The sequence below is a fragment of the Roseiarcus fermentans genome, from assembly GCF_003315135.1.
In the GTDB taxonomy this organism is placed as follows: domain Bacteria; phylum Pseudomonadota; class Alphaproteobacteria; order Rhizobiales; family Beijerinckiaceae; genus Roseiarcus; species Roseiarcus fermentans.
Genome location: NZ_QNRK01000003.1, coordinates 129,893 through 144,239 on the forward strand (window position 1 = coordinate 129,893; position 14,347 = coordinate 144,239).

Sequence of the window (14,347 nt, forward strand, 5' to 3'; positions counted from 1 at the left end):
CGCCTCCCAGCGAGCCGGGCATGAACCCCGGAGGCTGGGCCGAGTTCGCCGCCGCCTGGGCCGCGTTCCTGGTCTCCCACGCCCTTCCCGCGCGGCCTGCCGTGCGCCGCCGGCTGACCGCCTCGTTGGGGGAGGCCGGCTATCAGATCGTCTACGGCGCGGTGTCGGTCGCGGCGATCGCCTGGCTGATCGCGGCGGCCGGGCGGGCGCCGCTCGTGCCGCTCTGGTCCACCGAGATCTGGCAGATGTGGCTCGCCAATCTCGCGGCGCCGCTCGCCTGCCTCCTCGTCGCTTTCGCCGTGGGCGCGCCCAACCCGCTGTCCTTCGGCGGCCCCGCGGCCGGCTTCGATCCTTCCCGCCCCGGCGTCGTCGGCGTCGCCCGCCACCCGCTGCTGGTCGCTCTCGCGCTCTGGGCGGGCGTGCACACGCTGGCGAACGGCGACCTCGCGCACGTCCTGCTGTTCGGCGGCTTCGGCGGCTTCGCCGTGCTCGGCATGCGCGCGCTCGACCGCCGTCGCCGGCGCGAACTCGGCGAGGCGGAATGGGCGAGGCTCTCGGCCTGCGCCTCGGACTGGCCGCTCGCCGCGCTGCTCGCCGGACGCTGGCGCCCGCAATCGCCGCCCAATGCGGCGCGGTTCGTCCTCGGGCTCGCGCTCTGGCTCGTTCTCCTCGCGCTGCACCCCCTGGTCATCGGCGTCTCGCCCCTGCCCCCGTCCTGAGACCCGCAGGCGGCCGTCGCCGCCGCTTATGCGACGAGAACGTCGGCGAGGCGGCGGCGCGGGCTCGCGACGCCGCCTCGGGCGCACACGCCGGCGCGGAAGCCGAAGGTCGCCTGCCAGTCCGGCCCGGTCAGCTCGGCGATGCGTTGCGCGAATGCGTCGCCTCGGCCCGTCTGACGCTCGCGGTCGATCATCTCGATCGGCTGGTTGATCGGCTGCAACGCGACGCCGTTCAGCGTCGCGTCGAGATGCAGCCGCTGCCAGCAACGGCCGGCGGCGATGGTCGCGGGACGGTCGTAGCGGTCGCGCGCCGCAATCAGCCCCAGAACCGGCGCCGTGGCGAGCTGCGTGTCGCGCGTCTGCGCCAGCCAGGCGGCGTGGCTGGTCTGCGCCGAAACCGGAAACAGGCGCGCAAAGGCGAGCTGCAGGAACGACAGGCCCGCGGCCGCGAGCGTCGGGCCGTCCCTATGGGCGTCGATCTCCGCGTCGGTCATCCGGAACCAGCGGTCGCTGTCGGCGATCATCGGCGCGTCGGCGACGATCGACCGGGTCGCGTCGATCATCGCGCTTTCCAGCCGGTCGCGCGCCGCGCCTTCGAGGAACATCACCCGGACGCCGTCGGTCTCGCCGAGACGGCGCGCGGCGTCCATCCAGTTCGTGTCGAGCCCGCGCGCCCGGTCGTAGGCGTAACGGTTGGTGTGGCGATGGGGAATGGCGCGATGAAGCGGATCGGCGGCGCCCGGCGGCTGCGGCGACAAGGCGAGCGTCGCCGCAAGGACCGGGCGGTCGCGCGCCTCGATTCCGATCACCGAACCCGCAACCGGCGCGACGCGGACCGCATAGCCGTTCGGCGGACCGGCCAACGCCATGTTCTCGATCGCGCAGCCGAGGCCGAGGTGCATCTCGCGCAAATACGGGTCCATCGCGCCGAGATTGCGCGACACGTCGGCATGGACGTCGATCGCATCGTCGCCGACGTGAAACAGCCACGGCTGCGTGTCGTGCGGGTTGGCGGCGAGCACCGCCGCGGCGACGAGCGCGAACGGCGTGCCGGCGAGCGACGGATCGTCGAAGGATGTCCATGGCGCGAAGGCGTCGCCGCTCGGCAAACGGTCTCGCGGCGCGGGCGCTGCGCATAGCGTCCCGCCGACGGCGACGACGGCGAGGCCGCCGCCCGCCCCCAGGCATGCGCGCCGGCTGATCCAGGTGTCGGTCATGACGGGCTCCCGCCGCTGAAGTCGCCGATCGGCGACGCTGTTCCCACCCGGCGGCTCATTGCGGAGGAACCACCCCGGCGATCAGCGCGTCGATCGCCGAAAGAATGCGCTCCCAGTCCGCGTCGGAACGGAGCGCCACCCCGCCCATGACGCTCACGTCGCGCCCGCGCGCCGCGAGATAGTTCACCGCCGAGCCGAGCAGCAGCGACACAGCCGGCAGATCGACGGCCGCGGGAAGGTCGAAACGCTCGCCGATCCAGGCGAACAGCTCGAGCGTGCGCGTCTCGCGCACCTCCTCGAGGGCGATCGCCAGCGTGGAACGCTCCGTCAGTTCATGCGCCAGGATCGCCAGCGTCGTCGGACGGCTGCGGATCGCCGCGGCATGGCGGCGCATCAGCACCTGAAGCGCCCGCGTCCGCGACAGCCCCGCCGGATCGAGGCCTTGCACGAGGTCGTCGAGCGTCCACCAGAAGTCGCGGCTCTGCGCGAATTCCCGGCAGACGCCGTCGAGATCGCCGAAGTAGCGGTAGATCAGCACCTTGTCGCAGCCCGCCTCGCGCGCCAGCGCGTTGACGCCGAGGCGCGCGAGCCCATCCCGTTCGATGATCGCGCCCAACGCCGCCAGCACCCGGGCCCGGACGACGGCGGGATTGCGCGCGCCGATCGTGCCCGCAACCTTTGTCACCATACGGTGACATGTAGCCCGAAAACACCGGTCGGTCAATCGGCGCCTTTACCGCAAGGGCAGGCGCGCGCTAAACCGGCGCCCGGACGGGCGACGACCCGCCCCGTGGGAGCGCAGATGCAGGATCAGAAGCGGACCGCCCGGCGGTTCGGCGACGGTTTTCATTTCCTGATGTCGCTGACCTCGACGCCGCATCTGACGGGCGCGGTCGCGCCGTCGGGCCGGGCGCTCGCCCGCGCGATGGCGGAAGCGTCCGGCCCGCCGCCGGACGGGCTCGTGGTCGAGCTCGGCCCCGGCACCGGACCGGTCACCCAGGCGCTGATCGACCGCGGCGTCGCCCCGCGCCGCCTCGTGATGCTCGAATTCAATCCGCAGTTCTGCCGTCTGCTGAGGGAGCGCTTCCCTGGCGCGCGCGTGATCGAGGGCGACGCCTACGACTTGCCGCGCTCGCTGGCCGAACTCGGGGGCGCGCGCGTTTCGGCGTTCGTCTCCAGCCTGCCGCTGCTCACCCGGCCGCCCGGAGATCGGGAGAAGCTGCTCGGCGACGCGTTCGCGCTGATGGGCCGCGAGGGCGCCTTCGTCCAGTTCACCTATGGGCTCGTCTCGCCCATTCCGCGCGAACTGCTCGGGGACCGCTATTCCGCCCGCCGCGGCCGGCCGATCTGGGCCAACCTGCCGCCCGCGCGAGTCTGGACGTACCGGCTCGAGGCGCAGCCGCGGCCCCAGGGCGAGGGCCGCCGGCGCCGCGGAGCGGGCGCATGAAACCGCTCGATCCCCGCGACCGGCTGATCATCGCGCTCGACGTCGCCGACCGGGCGGCCGCCGAAAAGCTCGTCGAAGCGATCGGCGACGCTGCGGTCTTCTACAAGATTGGCATGGAACTAGCCTATAGCGACGGCGGCCTCGCTCTGGCGCCGCGGCTCGCCGGCGCGGGCAAGAAGGTGTTTCTCGACCTCAAGCTCCACGACATCCCGAACACGGTCGAGCGGGCGACCGCGCAGGTCGCGCGGCTCGGAGCGACCTTTCTCACGGTCCACGCCTATCCCCAGACGATGCAGGCGGCCGTCGCGGGCGCGAATGGCTCCGAGCTGTCGATCCTCGGCGTGACCGTCCTCACCTCCTTCGACGACGAAGACCTGATCGAGGCCGGCTACCGATTCGGCGTGGTCGAGACGGTGCGGCGGCGCGCCGAACAGGCGCGGGCGCTCGGCGTCCAGGGCCTCGTGGCCAGCGCCGCCGAGGCCGGGCCCGTCCGCGAAGCGCTCGGCCCGGACATGATTCTGGTGACGCCCGGCATTCGGCCGGCCGGCGGCGATGTCGGCGACCAGAAGCGGGTCGCCACCCCCGGGCGCGCGATCCGCGACGGCGCCGACTATCTGGTGGTCGGCCGCCCGATCGTCCAGGCGGCCGACCCGCGCGCGGCGGCCCTGCGGATCGTCGCCGAAATCGCCGCAGCGACGCCTTGATCAGGGCCGTCGCGCGGCTATCTTGCCCGCTCCGGGACGTTGGAGGAAACGCCATGCCGAAGGGTTATGTCATCGCGCGTGTCGACATCACAGATCCGGAAGCCTACGCCCGCTACGCCCCGGCGGCCGCGAAAGCGATCGCGGCGCACGGCGGCCGGATTCTCGCCCGCGGCGGCCGACACGAGGCGCTCGAAGGCGCGGCGCGAGCGCGCAACGTGGTGCTGGAATTCGACAGCTACGACGCGGCGCGCGCCTATTTCCACTCGGCCGATTACCAGGCGGCGCGCGCCCTGCGCGCCGGGGCCGCGGACATCGAAATGGTGCTGGTGGAAGGCGCCTGAGGCGACGGGAGGGTCGAGGCATGGGCGAATTGCGCATCGTCGTCGCGGGAGCGGCCGGCCGCATGGGGCGGATGATCGTCAGGGCGATCCACGAGGCCGCCGGGATGACCCTCGCGGGCGCGCTCGAACGCGAGAATTCGCCGTGGGTCGACCACGATCCGGGACCGCTGGCGGGCTGCCCGGCGAGCGGTCTCACCATCGTCACCGATCCTCTGCCCCTGATGCTGAACGCCGACGCGATCATCGACTTTTCCTCGCCGGCGGCGACGGTGGAACTGGCGGCGCTCGCCGCGCAGGCGCGCATCGCCGACGTCATCGGCACGACCGGGCTCGCCGATGAGGACCTCGACCGGATCGACGCCGCCGCGCGCCATGCGCCGATCGTGCGCTCGGGCAACATGAGTCTCGGGGTCAACCTGCTCGCGGCGTTGACCCGGCGCGCCGCCGCCGCGCTCGGCGACGAATACGACATCGAAATCGTCGAGATGCACCACCGCATGAAGGTCGACGCCCCCTCGGGCACGGCCCTGATGCTGGGCGAAGCGGCGGCCGCCGGGCGTGGGATCGCGCTGAAGAGCCATGCCGCGCGCGGGCGCGACGGCGTCAGCGGGGCGCGCCGCAAGGGCGACATCGGCTTCGCCTCCTTGCGCGGCGGCACGGTGGTCGGCGACCACGAGGTCGTGTTCGCCGGCGAAGGCGAGCGCCTGTCGCTCGCCCATCACGCCGAGGACCGCATGCTGTTCGCCTATGGCGCGCTGAAGGCTGCGCGCTGGGCGCATGGCCGCAAGCCCGGCCTCTATGCGATGGCCGACGTCCTGGGATTGAAGGACGGGTGAGCGGCGCCGGCCGCGGCCGGTGACCGCGGCGCGGCGACCGGCCGCCGCGACGAACCTCGCTCGATCAGCTCAAGCCCCGCCGGAGCCGATCTTGGCCGTGGAGGAGATGATTTTCCGCGTGGAAGCGGTATCGCACCTCCGGGGCGCCCGCCTTGATCGGCCAGAGGGCGTGCTGCAGAAACGCGTAGGCGGTGTGCTGCGAGGCTTCCCGCCGCGCCGCCTCGAGCGTGTCGCTCTCGCCGCAGACCGGGCACCGGACGATCGTCTCGGCGACCGAAGGGGTTTCGAGATGCACGACCGTCCTGCACCGCCCGCACAAAATGGGTTCCTCGTCGAAGTCCATGATCGAGCCCGCCCTACCAACTTCCCCGACTATTAGTAAACGACGTTACCCTCCGCAACGGCAATAAGGGATAATACTTACGACTCGCCGCAGGCGCCCTTACAGCCTGTCCGGGATTTTACCTACGACCCGTCTCGGGCGGCCCGCGCGCCGTCCGCGGCCGGCGCAGCCTTGCCAAGGTCGCCGATTCGCGGTCAGCATGGCGGTAAAGTCGAGAGCAAGGGAGGATTCGATGCCGGAAAGCCTGGGCGCGCTCACGAAAGGGGCGCTGGGAGATCTCGGGGCCGTGTTCACCGCCATGCCGGAGGATGCGCTCGACGGGCTGGTCGAGGCGATCGCCGGGGCGCGGCGCATCGTCGTCTTCGGTCTCGGCCGCGAGGGGCTGCAGATGCGCGGTTTCGCCATGCGGCTCTTCCACATGGGCCGCGACGTCTCGGTCTGGGGCGACATGACGACGCCCGCGGTGGGTCCCGGCGATCTCCTCATCGTCTCCGCCGGGCCCGGGGACCTCGCGACCGCCGGCGTGCTCGCGCGCATCGCGCGCTCGGCCGGCGCGAAGACGGCGCTCGTCACCGCTCAGCCCGGCGGCGGGCTCGCCGGCGAGGTCGACCTCGTGACCGTGATCCCGGCCCAGACCATGGCCGACGACCGCGGCGGCGCGCTCTCCGTCCTGCCGATGGGATCGCTGTTCGAGACGGCGCAGATGATCGCCTTCGAACTGGCGATCCTGAAGCTCAGGGAGCGTTTCGGCGAGACCGCGGAGACGATGCGGGCGCGGCACACCAACCTGGAATGAATCCCCGCCGGGCGGCGCGCAACCGCAGCGGCGCGCGGGGGCGGCCGGGGCCTACATCGCCCAGCCGCCGTCGACGAGGTGGATCTGCCCGGTGGTGAAGGCGCTCTCGTCGGAGGCGAGGTAGACGGCGAGCGCGGCCACCTCCTCGGGACGGCCGAGCCGCCCCATCGGCTGCCTGTCGACGAACGCCTGCCGGACCGCCGCGACGGTGTCGCCCGTCGTCCGGCTCAGCGCGGCGATCCGGCCGTCGAGCGACGGGCTTTCGACCGTGCCGGGGCAGATCGCGTTGCAGCGCACGCCCTTTCGGATGAAGTCGGCGGCCACCGCCTTGGTGAGGCCGATCACGGCGGCCTTGCTGGCGCCGTAGACGTATCGGTTCGGCACGCCCTTCACCGACGAGGCGGCCGAGGCCATGTTGACGATCGAGCCGCCGCCCTTGGCCAGCATGCCCGGCAGGAACGCGCGGATCGTCCGGTGCATCGACTTGACGTTGAGGTCGAAGGAAAAGTCCCAGTCGTCGTCGGCGCAGTCGAGCGCCGAGCCGTGGTGGACGAAGCCGGCGCAATTGAACAGGACGTCGATCGGGCCGAGCGAACGCGCCAGCGCCGCCACCTCGTCGCCCGAGCGCACGTCGAGCCGGCGCCGGTCGGCGTCGAGCCCGGCGAGCGCGTCGGGATCGATGTCGGTGGCGATCACATGCGCGCCCTCGCGGAGGAAGGCCTCCGCCGTCGCCCGTCCGATCCCCGCGCCCGCCGCCGTCAGTACCGCAAGCTTTCCCGCCAACCGTCCGGCCATGACCGCAACCTCCCGTGCAATGCCGCCGCCCGCCGGAGCGGACCCGGATCGAATCTGCCGTCCAATCGCGATTCCGCGCAAGGGCCGATGCGCGGCGTATTGCCAAGCTCATGCAATCTGGCATAGAGAACCTCGCGATCGCGGGCTCTCGCCCGACAGCGATCACGGCGCCGCAATAGCTCAGCTGGTAGAGCACCTCATTCGTAATGAGGGGGTCGGGGGTTCGAATCCCTCTTGCGGCACCAGCGATATCAAATCATTAGGTCAGTCGCCGTACCCGGGGTAACTCCCAAGCCGGCAGCGAACAGCGCCGTCATCGCGAGCGAAGCGAAGCGATCCAGGGCCGCTGTTGCGCCTTCTGGTCGTCCCGCCGCCCTTCATTGCGAGCAGAAGACGGAGCGATTTTCTCCGCAGGAAGCAAGCGGCGGCATGGATTGCTTCGTCGCTTTGCTCCTCGCAATGACGGGGTTGGGAGTTACAACCCCGGGCAAATTCCCGGGCGGTCGCGCTCGGCCTCGTGGCCGGGTTCGACCCAGCCATCCAAGCGGTTCCGCGCCGGGTACGGGGGAACTCTCGACCCATGTCCGAAAGTTTCGTCTTCTCAAATGGTTGCGCCGGCGGAGGCCAGACGGGACGTCGCGACGTGCAACGCGTTGGAGCACAGGGGTCGCGCCGGGGGCGTCAGACGACGCGACCCTTGCGGTCAAGGGAACCCATACGGTCACCATCACGCGGCCGTAATCCGTTCACCCCCTGTTGCGCAACCGTCACCGACAGCAACGTCCTCACGCTGGGGACGACGCTGACCCTCGACGCCGGCGCGTTCGACCTCGCGACCGGAGGCGTGATCAGCGGCGGCGCGGTCGTTCTTGGGGGGCGGATCGCTCGCGCTGCTGGGCGGCGCCCTGAACGCGACCGGGGTCGACAATTCGACGCGATGGATGACGCAGCGACGTCCGTCTCAGGTGAACGCCTGAATTCCGGTGATGGCGCGGCCGAGGATGAGGGCGTGGATGTCGTGGGTGCCCTCGTAGGTGTTGACCACTTCGAGGTTGACGAGGTGGCGGGCGACGCCGAACTCGTCGCTGATGCCGTTGCCGCCCATCATGTCGCGGGCGGCCCGCGCGATGTCGAGCGCCTTGCCGCAATTGTTGCGCTTCAGGATCGAGGTCAGCTCGACCGGCGCCGCGCCCGCCTCCTTGAGGCGCCCCAGACGCAGGCAGCCCTGCAGGCCGAGCGCGATCTCGGTCAGCATGTCGGCGAGCTTCTTCTGCACGAGTTGGTTGGCCGCCAGCGGGCGGCCGAACTGCTTGCGGTCGAGCACGTACTGCCGCGCCCGGGAAAAGCAGTCCTCGGCCGCGCCCATCGCGCCCCAGGCGATGCCGTAGCGGGCGCTGTTGAGGCAGGTGAACGGACCTTTCAGGCCGCGCACCTGCGGAAAGGCGTTCTCCTCGGGGCAGAACACGTCGTCGAGCACGATCTCTCCGGTGATCGAGGCGCGCAGGCCGACCTTGCCGTGGATCGGCGGGGCGGTGAGCCCCTTGAAGGCCTTCTCGAGCACGAAGCCGCGAATCTCGCCGTCGTCGTCCTTGGCCCAGACGACGAACACGTCGGCGATCGGGCTGTTGGTGATCCACATTTTCGCCCCCGACAGGCGGTAGCCGCCGTCGACCTTGCGGGCGCGGGTGATCATGCCGCCGGGATCGGAGCCGTAATTGGGCTCGGTCAGGCCGAAGCAGCCGATCCATTCGCCGGTCGCGAGCTTGGGCAGATACTTCTGCTTCGTCGCCTCGGCGCCGAATTCGAAGATCGGGACCATCACCAGCGACGACTGCACGCTCATCATCGAGCGATAGCCGGAATCGACCCGCTCGACCTCGCGCGCGATCAGGCCGTAGCCGACATAGTCGAGGCCCGCGCCGCCGTAGGTCTCCGGGATGGTCGCGCCGAGCAGGCCGAGCTCCCCCATGGCGCGAAAGATTCCGGCGTCGGTTTTCTCGTGCCGGAACGCGTCCTGGACCTTCGGCAGCAACTCGCCTTGCGCGAAATCGCGCGCCGCGTCGCGCACGGCGCGCTCGTCGGCGGTGAGCTGCCCCTCGAGCCCGAGCGGATCGTCCCACTGGAAGGCGGCGCGGGTCGAAGGGGAAGCCATGGGAGATCTCCGGGTCTCGGTTAGGACGCGTGTTTAGCCCAATCGCCGGCTACGCCTCAATTGCGGCCGACGAGCGCGCGGCCGACGACGATCTGCTGGATCTGCGTCGTGCCTTCGTAGAGCCGCAGCAGGCGCACGTCACGATAGAAGCGCTCGACCGGGAACTCACTGATGTAGCCCGAGCCGCCATGGACCTGGACGCCCCGGTCGGCGACGCGCCCGACCATCTCGGTGCAGAACAGCTTGCAGCACGATGCGCGCATGCCGAGCTCGGGATCGCTCGGGCCGGCTGCGGCGGCGTCGAAACGCCCGGCGCAGTCCCGCACCATGCTCCAGCCGGCGTAAAGCTCGGCCTGGCTGTCGGCGAGCATCGCCTGGACGAGCTGGAACTCGCCGATGCGCTTGCCGAACTGTTTTCGCTGCCTCGCGTAGGCGACGGACTCGTCGAGGATGCGCTGCGCCATGCCGCAGGCGACGGCCGAGATGTGCAGCCGGCCGCGGTCGAGCACCTTCATCGCCGTCTTGAAACCCTGCCCCGGCCGTCCGCCGATGAGGTTGGCCGCCGGCACGCGGACGTTGTCGAGGATCACGTCGCAGGTCTTGGCGCCGCGCTGCCCCATCTTCCGGTCGGGCTTGCCGAGGCTGAGGCCGGGGAGGTCGGCCGGGACGATGAAGGCGGAGATCCCCGCCGCGCCCGGCCCGTCGGTGCGCGCCATCAGGGTGAAGGCGCCGGCGCGCGGCGCGTTGGTGATGAAACGCTTGACGCCGTTGAGAACATAGGCGTCGCCGGCGCGCTCGCCCCGTGTCGCGATCGCGGCGGAGTCCGAGCCGGCGCCGGGTTCGGTCAGCGCGAACGCCATGATCAGCTCGCCGCTCGCGACGCGCGGCAGATAGGCCTGCTTCTGCGCCTCCGTGCCGTCCATCAGAATGCCCTGCGAGCCGATGCCGACATTGGTGCCGAACACCGACCGGAAGGCGAGCGCCGTCTGGCCGACGGCGTGGGCGACCTCGCATTCCTGGCGCATCGACAGGCCGATCCCGCCGTATGCCTCCGGGATGGAGAGGCCGAACAGGCCGAGGCCCTTCATGTCCGCGACGATGTCGGCGGGAACCTCGTCCTGTTCCTCCACCGTCATTTCGGCCGGGACGAGCCGATCGCGCACGAAACGGCGCACCGTGTCGATCAGGATTGCGAAGGTCTCGGCGTCGACGGCCATGGCTGAAAACTCCCCCCAAGCATTTCGGGTTGCCCGAATTCGCGCTACAGCGTTCCCTCGCGCAGCATCTCGCGCAGCTTGAACTTCTGGATCTTGCCCGACGGCGTCGCGGGAAGGGCGTCGCGCACGATCAGCTTCTCGGGAATGTACGGAACCGCGACCTTCTGCGCCCTGAGGAAGTCGCTCATGCCGGCGAAGTCGATCGTCCGGCCCGCCCTGGCGACGATCACCGCGCAGGCGCGCTCGCCCAGACGCTCGTCGGGATAGGCGACGACGGCGACCTGCGCCACCGCGGGATGCCGGTAGAGCAGCGACTCGATCTCGACGACGGGGATGTTCTCGCCGCCGCGAAGAATGACGTCCTTGCTGCGGCCGCTGATGCGGATGTAGCCGTCGGCGGTGCTGTAAGCGAGGTCGCCGGTGTCGAACCAGCCGTCGGCGTCGGTGTTGTTCCATTGCGGACGCTTGAGATAGCCGCCGAAATTGGAGCAGGCGCGCACGACGAGCCTGCCCGATTCGCCGGCCGGCAGCTCCGCCCCGGCGGCGTCGACCACCTTGACCTCGACGCCGGGAAGCGGACAGCCATCGGTGGCGACGGCGAGGCGGTCGTCGTCGTCGAGCTTGATCAGCGTCACCGCGCCATTTTCCGTCATGCCCCAGGCCGAGACGATCTTGGCGCCGAGGCTCGCGCGGGCCTGTTCGACCAGCGGCCCGGGGATCGGCGCCCCGGCGCACAGAAAGGTCTTCAGCGTCGGCACGCCCTCGCCGGTCGCCGCGACGACCTGCGAGAGGTCGGTCAGGAACGGCGTCGAGGCCATGGTGAAACTCGCCCGCTCGCTGCGGATCAGCTCCGCCGCCTTCGCCGGGTCCCAGATGTCGAGCAGCACGGCGCTCGCCCCCAGCATGACCGGCATCATCAGCCCGTACATGAAGCCGGTCTGGTGCGCCATCGGCGAGGCCATGAACACGACGTCGTCCCGGCCGAGCCGCAGCCGCTCGGCGTAGGGGACGATGTTGGCCATCAGCGTATTGGCGGAATGCATCACCCCCTTGGGCTCGCCGGTGGTGCCCGAGGTGTAGAGGAGCTGGGTGACGTCGTCGGGGCCCGGCCGGCTCCGCGTCAGGATCGCGGGGGCATCGGCGGCTGTCTCCCATTCGGGCGCGGTCAGCAGCGCATCGAAATCGTCTTCGCCGCCGCCGCCGCCGCCGACGACGAGGATCCGCTCGAGGGTCGGCAAATCCTTTTTCAGCCCGCGCGCCATCGCCTCGTGGTCGGTGTGGCGAAAGACCGCCGGCACGACGAAGACTTTCGCTTCGGCGTGCCGGAGCATGAACGACAGCTCGTGCTCGCGGAAGATCGGCATCAGCGGATTGAGCACCGCGCCGATGCGCGAGCAGGCGAGGTAGAGCGCGGTGAAGCGCCAGCCGTTCGGCAGTTGCATGGCGACGACGTCGTTGCGGCCGACGCCGAGCCGGGCGAGCCCGACGGCGATCCGGTCGGCGAGCGCGGCGAGTTCGCGCCAGGTGAAGCGGCGGACCGCGCCGGACTCGCGCTCGAAAGCGGTCAGCGCCAGCGTGTCCGGGCTGCCGGCGACGCAGGCGTCGAGATCGTCGTTGATCGTCCGGTCGCGCCAGTGGCCGCGCGCGACGCTGTCGGCGCGGCGCGCGGCCAGGAGGACGGGGTCGAATTCCATGTTTCCTCTCCCTGTCGCCGCTTCCGGGGCGGCGTTTGCGCCTTGTTGTTAAGCCGGGACCGCCTCGCGGCCGGCCCGAGCGCGGGCGACGATCGTCTTCATGATCTGCGCCGTGCCGTCGCCGATCTGGAAGCCGAGCACGTCGCGCAGCCTCTGCTCCATCGGCCCGCGGTCGTAGCCGCCGTGGCCGTGCATGAGCAGGCACTGGTGAATCGCGTCATAGGCGAGCTTCGGCGCCCACCACTTGCACATGGCGGCTTCGGCGCTGTGCGGCGCGCCCTTGTCCTTGAGCCACAAAGCCTGCAGGCAGAGGAGCCGCGCCGCCTCGACCTGGGTGTCGAACTCGGCGAGCGGATGCGACACGCCCTGGAAACCCGAGAGCGGCCTGCCGAACGCCTGACGCTGGGCGACATAGGCCCATGTTTCCTCGAGCGCGACGCGGGCGACCGCGAGCACCTGCAGCCCGATCAGCGCCCGGGAGAAGTCGAAGCCCTGCATCACCTGCACGAAACCCTTGTTCTCGTCGCCCAGACGGTGCGAGACGGGCACGCGGACGTTGTCGAAGAACAGCGAACCGCGGCCGATGGCGCGCTGCCCGTGGCAGTCGAATCGGCTGCGACCGATCCCGGCCAGGTCCATCGGGACGAGCAGCGCGGTCACGCCGTGCGCGCCCGATTCGACCGATCCGGTCCGCCCGAACACCACCGCAGCGTCCGCCTGGTCGGCGGCGGAGATCGAGGTCTTCTCGCCGTTGACGAGGTAATGGTCGCCGTCGCGCTCGACGCGCAGGCGGAGGCCCGCGGCGTCGGACCCGCCCCGCGGCTCGGTGAGCGCGATCGCCAGCAGGGCCTCGCCCGCGGTCAGGCGCGCGAGCCACGGCTTGACGACGTCGGGGCGCCCGTGATGGGCCAGAATCTGGCCGTTCAGCGACGCGAGCAGGCTGATGTAGGAGAGGCTGAGATCGGCGCGCGCGATCTCCTCGTGGATCACGCCGGCGGCGAGCGAGCCGAGGCCGAGGCCGCCGAATTCCTCCGGCAGTTCGGGAGCGATGAAGCCCATCGCGCCCATCGCCTTCATGATCGAGCGATCGAGCGCGCGCGTCCGGTCGCGCTCCTGGAAACCCGGGGCGATGCGGTCGGCCGCGAACTTGCGCGCCTGATCGGCGAGCGCGACGAGATCGGCGTCGAGATACGGGTTCATCGATGAGCCTCCCTGAAACCCCTCTCCCTCGCCGGAGACGTCGGCCGACGCAGCCGCCCGCACGGCGGGTCGGCGGCGGGTGTCCTCGCCCGTCTCATTTCGCGTACTTGCGAAAGTCCGGCTTGCGCTTGTCCTTGAGCGCGTTGACGCCTTCCTTCGACTCGTCGGTGTCGTAGTAGAGCTTCAGCGCCAGCATCCCCATGCCGGCGATGCCGGCCTGGTGGGCGGTGTCCATGTTGAAGCTGCGCTTGGCGATGGCGAGCGCGGTCGGGCTGCGCTCGCACAGCTCCTCGCCCCATCTCTGCACCTCGGCGTCGAGTTCGGCGTGCGGCACGCAGAGGTTGGCCAGTCCCATCGCGACCGCCTCCTGCCCGGAGTAGCGCCGGCAGAGATACCACATCTCTCTCGCGCGCTTCTCGCCGACGACGCGGGCGAGGTAGGCGGTGCCATAGCCCGGGTCGACCGACCCCATCTTGGGGCCGACCTGGCCGAACACCGCCTTCTCGGAACAGATCGTCAGGTCGCAGAGGGTCGCGAGCACGTTGCCGCCGCCGATGGCGAAGCCCTGGACGCGGGCGATCACCGGCTTCGGCACGTCGCGGATGGCGGCGTGCAATTCCTCCATCGGCAGGCCGATCGTGCCACGGCCGTCGTAGCCGCCGTCGTGCGCCGACTGGTCGCCGCCGGTGCAGAACGCCCGGTCGCCGGCGCCGGCGAGCACGATCGCGCCCACTTGCTTGTCGTAGCCCGCCTTGTAGAGCGCCTTGATCAGTTCGTCGCAGGTCGTGCCGCGGAAGGCGTTCATCTTGTCGGGCCGGTTGATGACGATCCAGGCGACGCCGTTGCGGATCTCGTAGGTGATGTCCTGGAACTGCATGAAAATCCT

General features: G+C 70.6%; 15 protein-coding genes and 1 tRNA gene. 7 read left to right on the forward strand and 9 right to left on the reverse strand.

All coding sequences use genetic code 11. From position 1 onward, the window contains the following. The first annotated feature begins 20 nt into the window (after positions 1–20). Complete coding sequence (locus DFR50_RS03740) at positions 21–719, forward strand: NnrU family protein (protein ID WP_113887861.1); 699 nt, start codon at positions 21–23, stop codon at positions 717–719. 26 nt (positions 720–745) lie between these two features. Here the strand turns inward: DFR50_RS03740 and DFR50_RS03745 are convergent, their stop codons facing one another. Next, positions 746–1,936 carry a nitroreductase family protein gene (locus DFR50_RS03745; protein ID WP_113887862.1) on the reverse strand — a complete coding sequence of 397 codons (1,191 nt, stop codon included), beginning with the start codon at positions 1,934–1,936 and terminating at the stop codon, positions 746–748. Positions 1,937–1,991: 55 nt separating this feature from the next. Continuing rightward, positions 1,992–2,624 carry a TetR/AcrR family transcriptional regulator gene (locus DFR50_RS03750; protein WP_113887863.1) on the reverse strand — a complete coding sequence of 211 codons (633 nt, stop codon included), beginning with the start codon at positions 2,622–2,624 and terminating at the stop codon, positions 1,992–1,994. Between the two features lie 114 nt (positions 2,625–2,738). On the opposite strand from DFR50_RS03750, the gene DFR50_RS03755 reads away from it, so the two are divergent. From DFR50_RS03755 to dapB, 4 genes are read left to right on the forward strand one after another with little or no spacing between them, the layout of a single operon-like run. After that, positions 2,739–3,383 carry a class I SAM-dependent methyltransferase gene (locus DFR50_RS03755; RefSeq protein WP_245427295.1) on the forward strand — a complete coding sequence of 215 codons (645 nt, stop codon included), beginning with the start codon at positions 2,739–2,741 and terminating at the stop codon, positions 3,381–3,383. Further along, entirely contained in the window at positions 3,380–4,087 is a 708-nt protein-coding gene (gene pyrF / locus DFR50_RS03760) for an orotidine-5'-phosphate decarboxylase (RefSeq protein WP_113887864.1), read from the forward strand. Before DFR50_RS03755 ends, pyrF begins: the two co-directional genes overlap by 4 nt. A 53-nt stretch (positions 4,088–4,140) precedes the next feature. Further along, positions 4,141–4,428, forward strand: a complete 288-nt coding sequence (locus DFR50_RS03765) for a DUF1330 domain-containing protein (protein WP_113887865.1) — start codon at positions 4,141–4,143, stop codon at positions 4,426–4,428. A gap of 20 nt (positions 4,429–4,448) precedes the next feature. Continuing rightward, positions 4,449–5,264, forward strand: coding sequence for a 4-hydroxy-tetrahydrodipicolinate reductase (gene dapB, locus DFR50_RS03770; protein WP_113887866.1), 816 nt, complete (start codon positions 4,449–4,451; stop codon positions 5,262–5,264). A 64-nt stretch (positions 5,265–5,328) separates the two neighbouring features. Here the strand turns inward: dapB and DFR50_RS03775 are convergent, their stop codons facing one another. Beyond that, positions 5,329–5,607, reverse strand: a complete 279-nt coding sequence (locus DFR50_RS03775; RefSeq protein ID WP_113887867.1) for a hypothetical protein — start codon at positions 5,605–5,607, stop codon at positions 5,329–5,331. A 232-nt stretch (positions 5,608–5,839) separates the two neighbouring features. Between DFR50_RS03775 and DFR50_RS03780 the strand changes: the two genes are divergently transcribed. Further along, positions 5,840–6,403, forward strand: coding sequence for an SIS domain-containing protein (locus tag DFR50_RS03780; RefSeq protein WP_113887868.1), 564 nt, complete (start codon positions 5,840–5,842; stop codon positions 6,401–6,403). 51 nt (positions 6,404–6,454) lie between these two features. Here DFR50_RS03780 and DFR50_RS03785 read toward each other — a convergent pair whose 3' ends face one another. Further along, positions 6,455–7,198 carry an SDR family oxidoreductase gene (locus DFR50_RS03785; RefSeq protein ID WP_113887869.1) on the reverse strand — a complete coding sequence of 248 codons (744 nt, stop codon included), beginning with the start codon at positions 7,196–7,198 and terminating at the stop codon, positions 6,455–6,457. 169 nt (positions 7,199–7,367) lie between these two features. Between DFR50_RS03785 and DFR50_RS03790 the strand changes: the two genes are divergently transcribed. Continuing rightward, a tRNA-Thr gene (locus DFR50_RS03790) sits at positions 7,368–7,443 on the forward strand. Positions 7,444–8,159: 716 nt separating this feature from the next. Here the strand turns inward: DFR50_RS03790 and DFR50_RS03795 are convergent. The 5 genes from DFR50_RS03795 to badI all read right to left on the reverse strand — a co-directional run bounded on the left by DFR50_RS03795 (position 8,160) and on the right by badI (position 14,338). After that, a complete protein-coding gene (locus tag DFR50_RS03795; protein WP_113887870.1) occupies positions 8,160–9,350 on the reverse strand; it encodes an acyl-CoA dehydrogenase in 1,191 nt (396 codons plus the stop codon). A 56-nt stretch (positions 9,351–9,406) separates the two neighbouring features. Beyond that, positions 9,407–10,567: an acyl-CoA dehydrogenase family protein gene (locus tag DFR50_RS03800; RefSeq protein ID WP_113887871.1), complete on the reverse strand. Its 1,161-nt coding sequence runs from the start codon at positions 10,565–10,567 to the stop codon at positions 9,407–9,409. Positions 10,568–10,611: 44 nt separating this feature from the next. Next, the gene (gene aliA / locus DFR50_RS03805) at positions 10,612–12,261 is read right to left on the reverse strand and encodes a cyclohexanecarboxylate-CoA ligase (RefSeq protein WP_113887872.1); all 1,650 of its coding nucleotides are present in this window, start codon (positions 12,259–12,261) and stop codon (positions 10,612–10,614) included. Between the two features lie 48 nt (positions 12,262–12,309). Beyond that, a complete protein-coding gene (gene aliB, locus DFR50_RS03810) occupies positions 12,310–13,461 on the reverse strand; it encodes a cyclohexanecarboxyl-CoA dehydrogenase (RefSeq protein ID WP_113887873.1) in 1,152 nt (383 codons plus the stop codon). A gap of 94 nt (positions 13,462–13,555) precedes the next feature. Next, on the reverse strand, positions 13,556–14,338 hold the full coding sequence (badI, locus tag DFR50_RS03815; RefSeq protein WP_113887874.1) for a 2-ketocyclohexanecarboxyl-CoA hydrolase: 783 nt from the start codon (positions 14,336–14,338) through the stop codon (positions 13,556–13,558). Between the last annotated feature and the right edge of the window lie 9 nt (positions 14,339–14,347).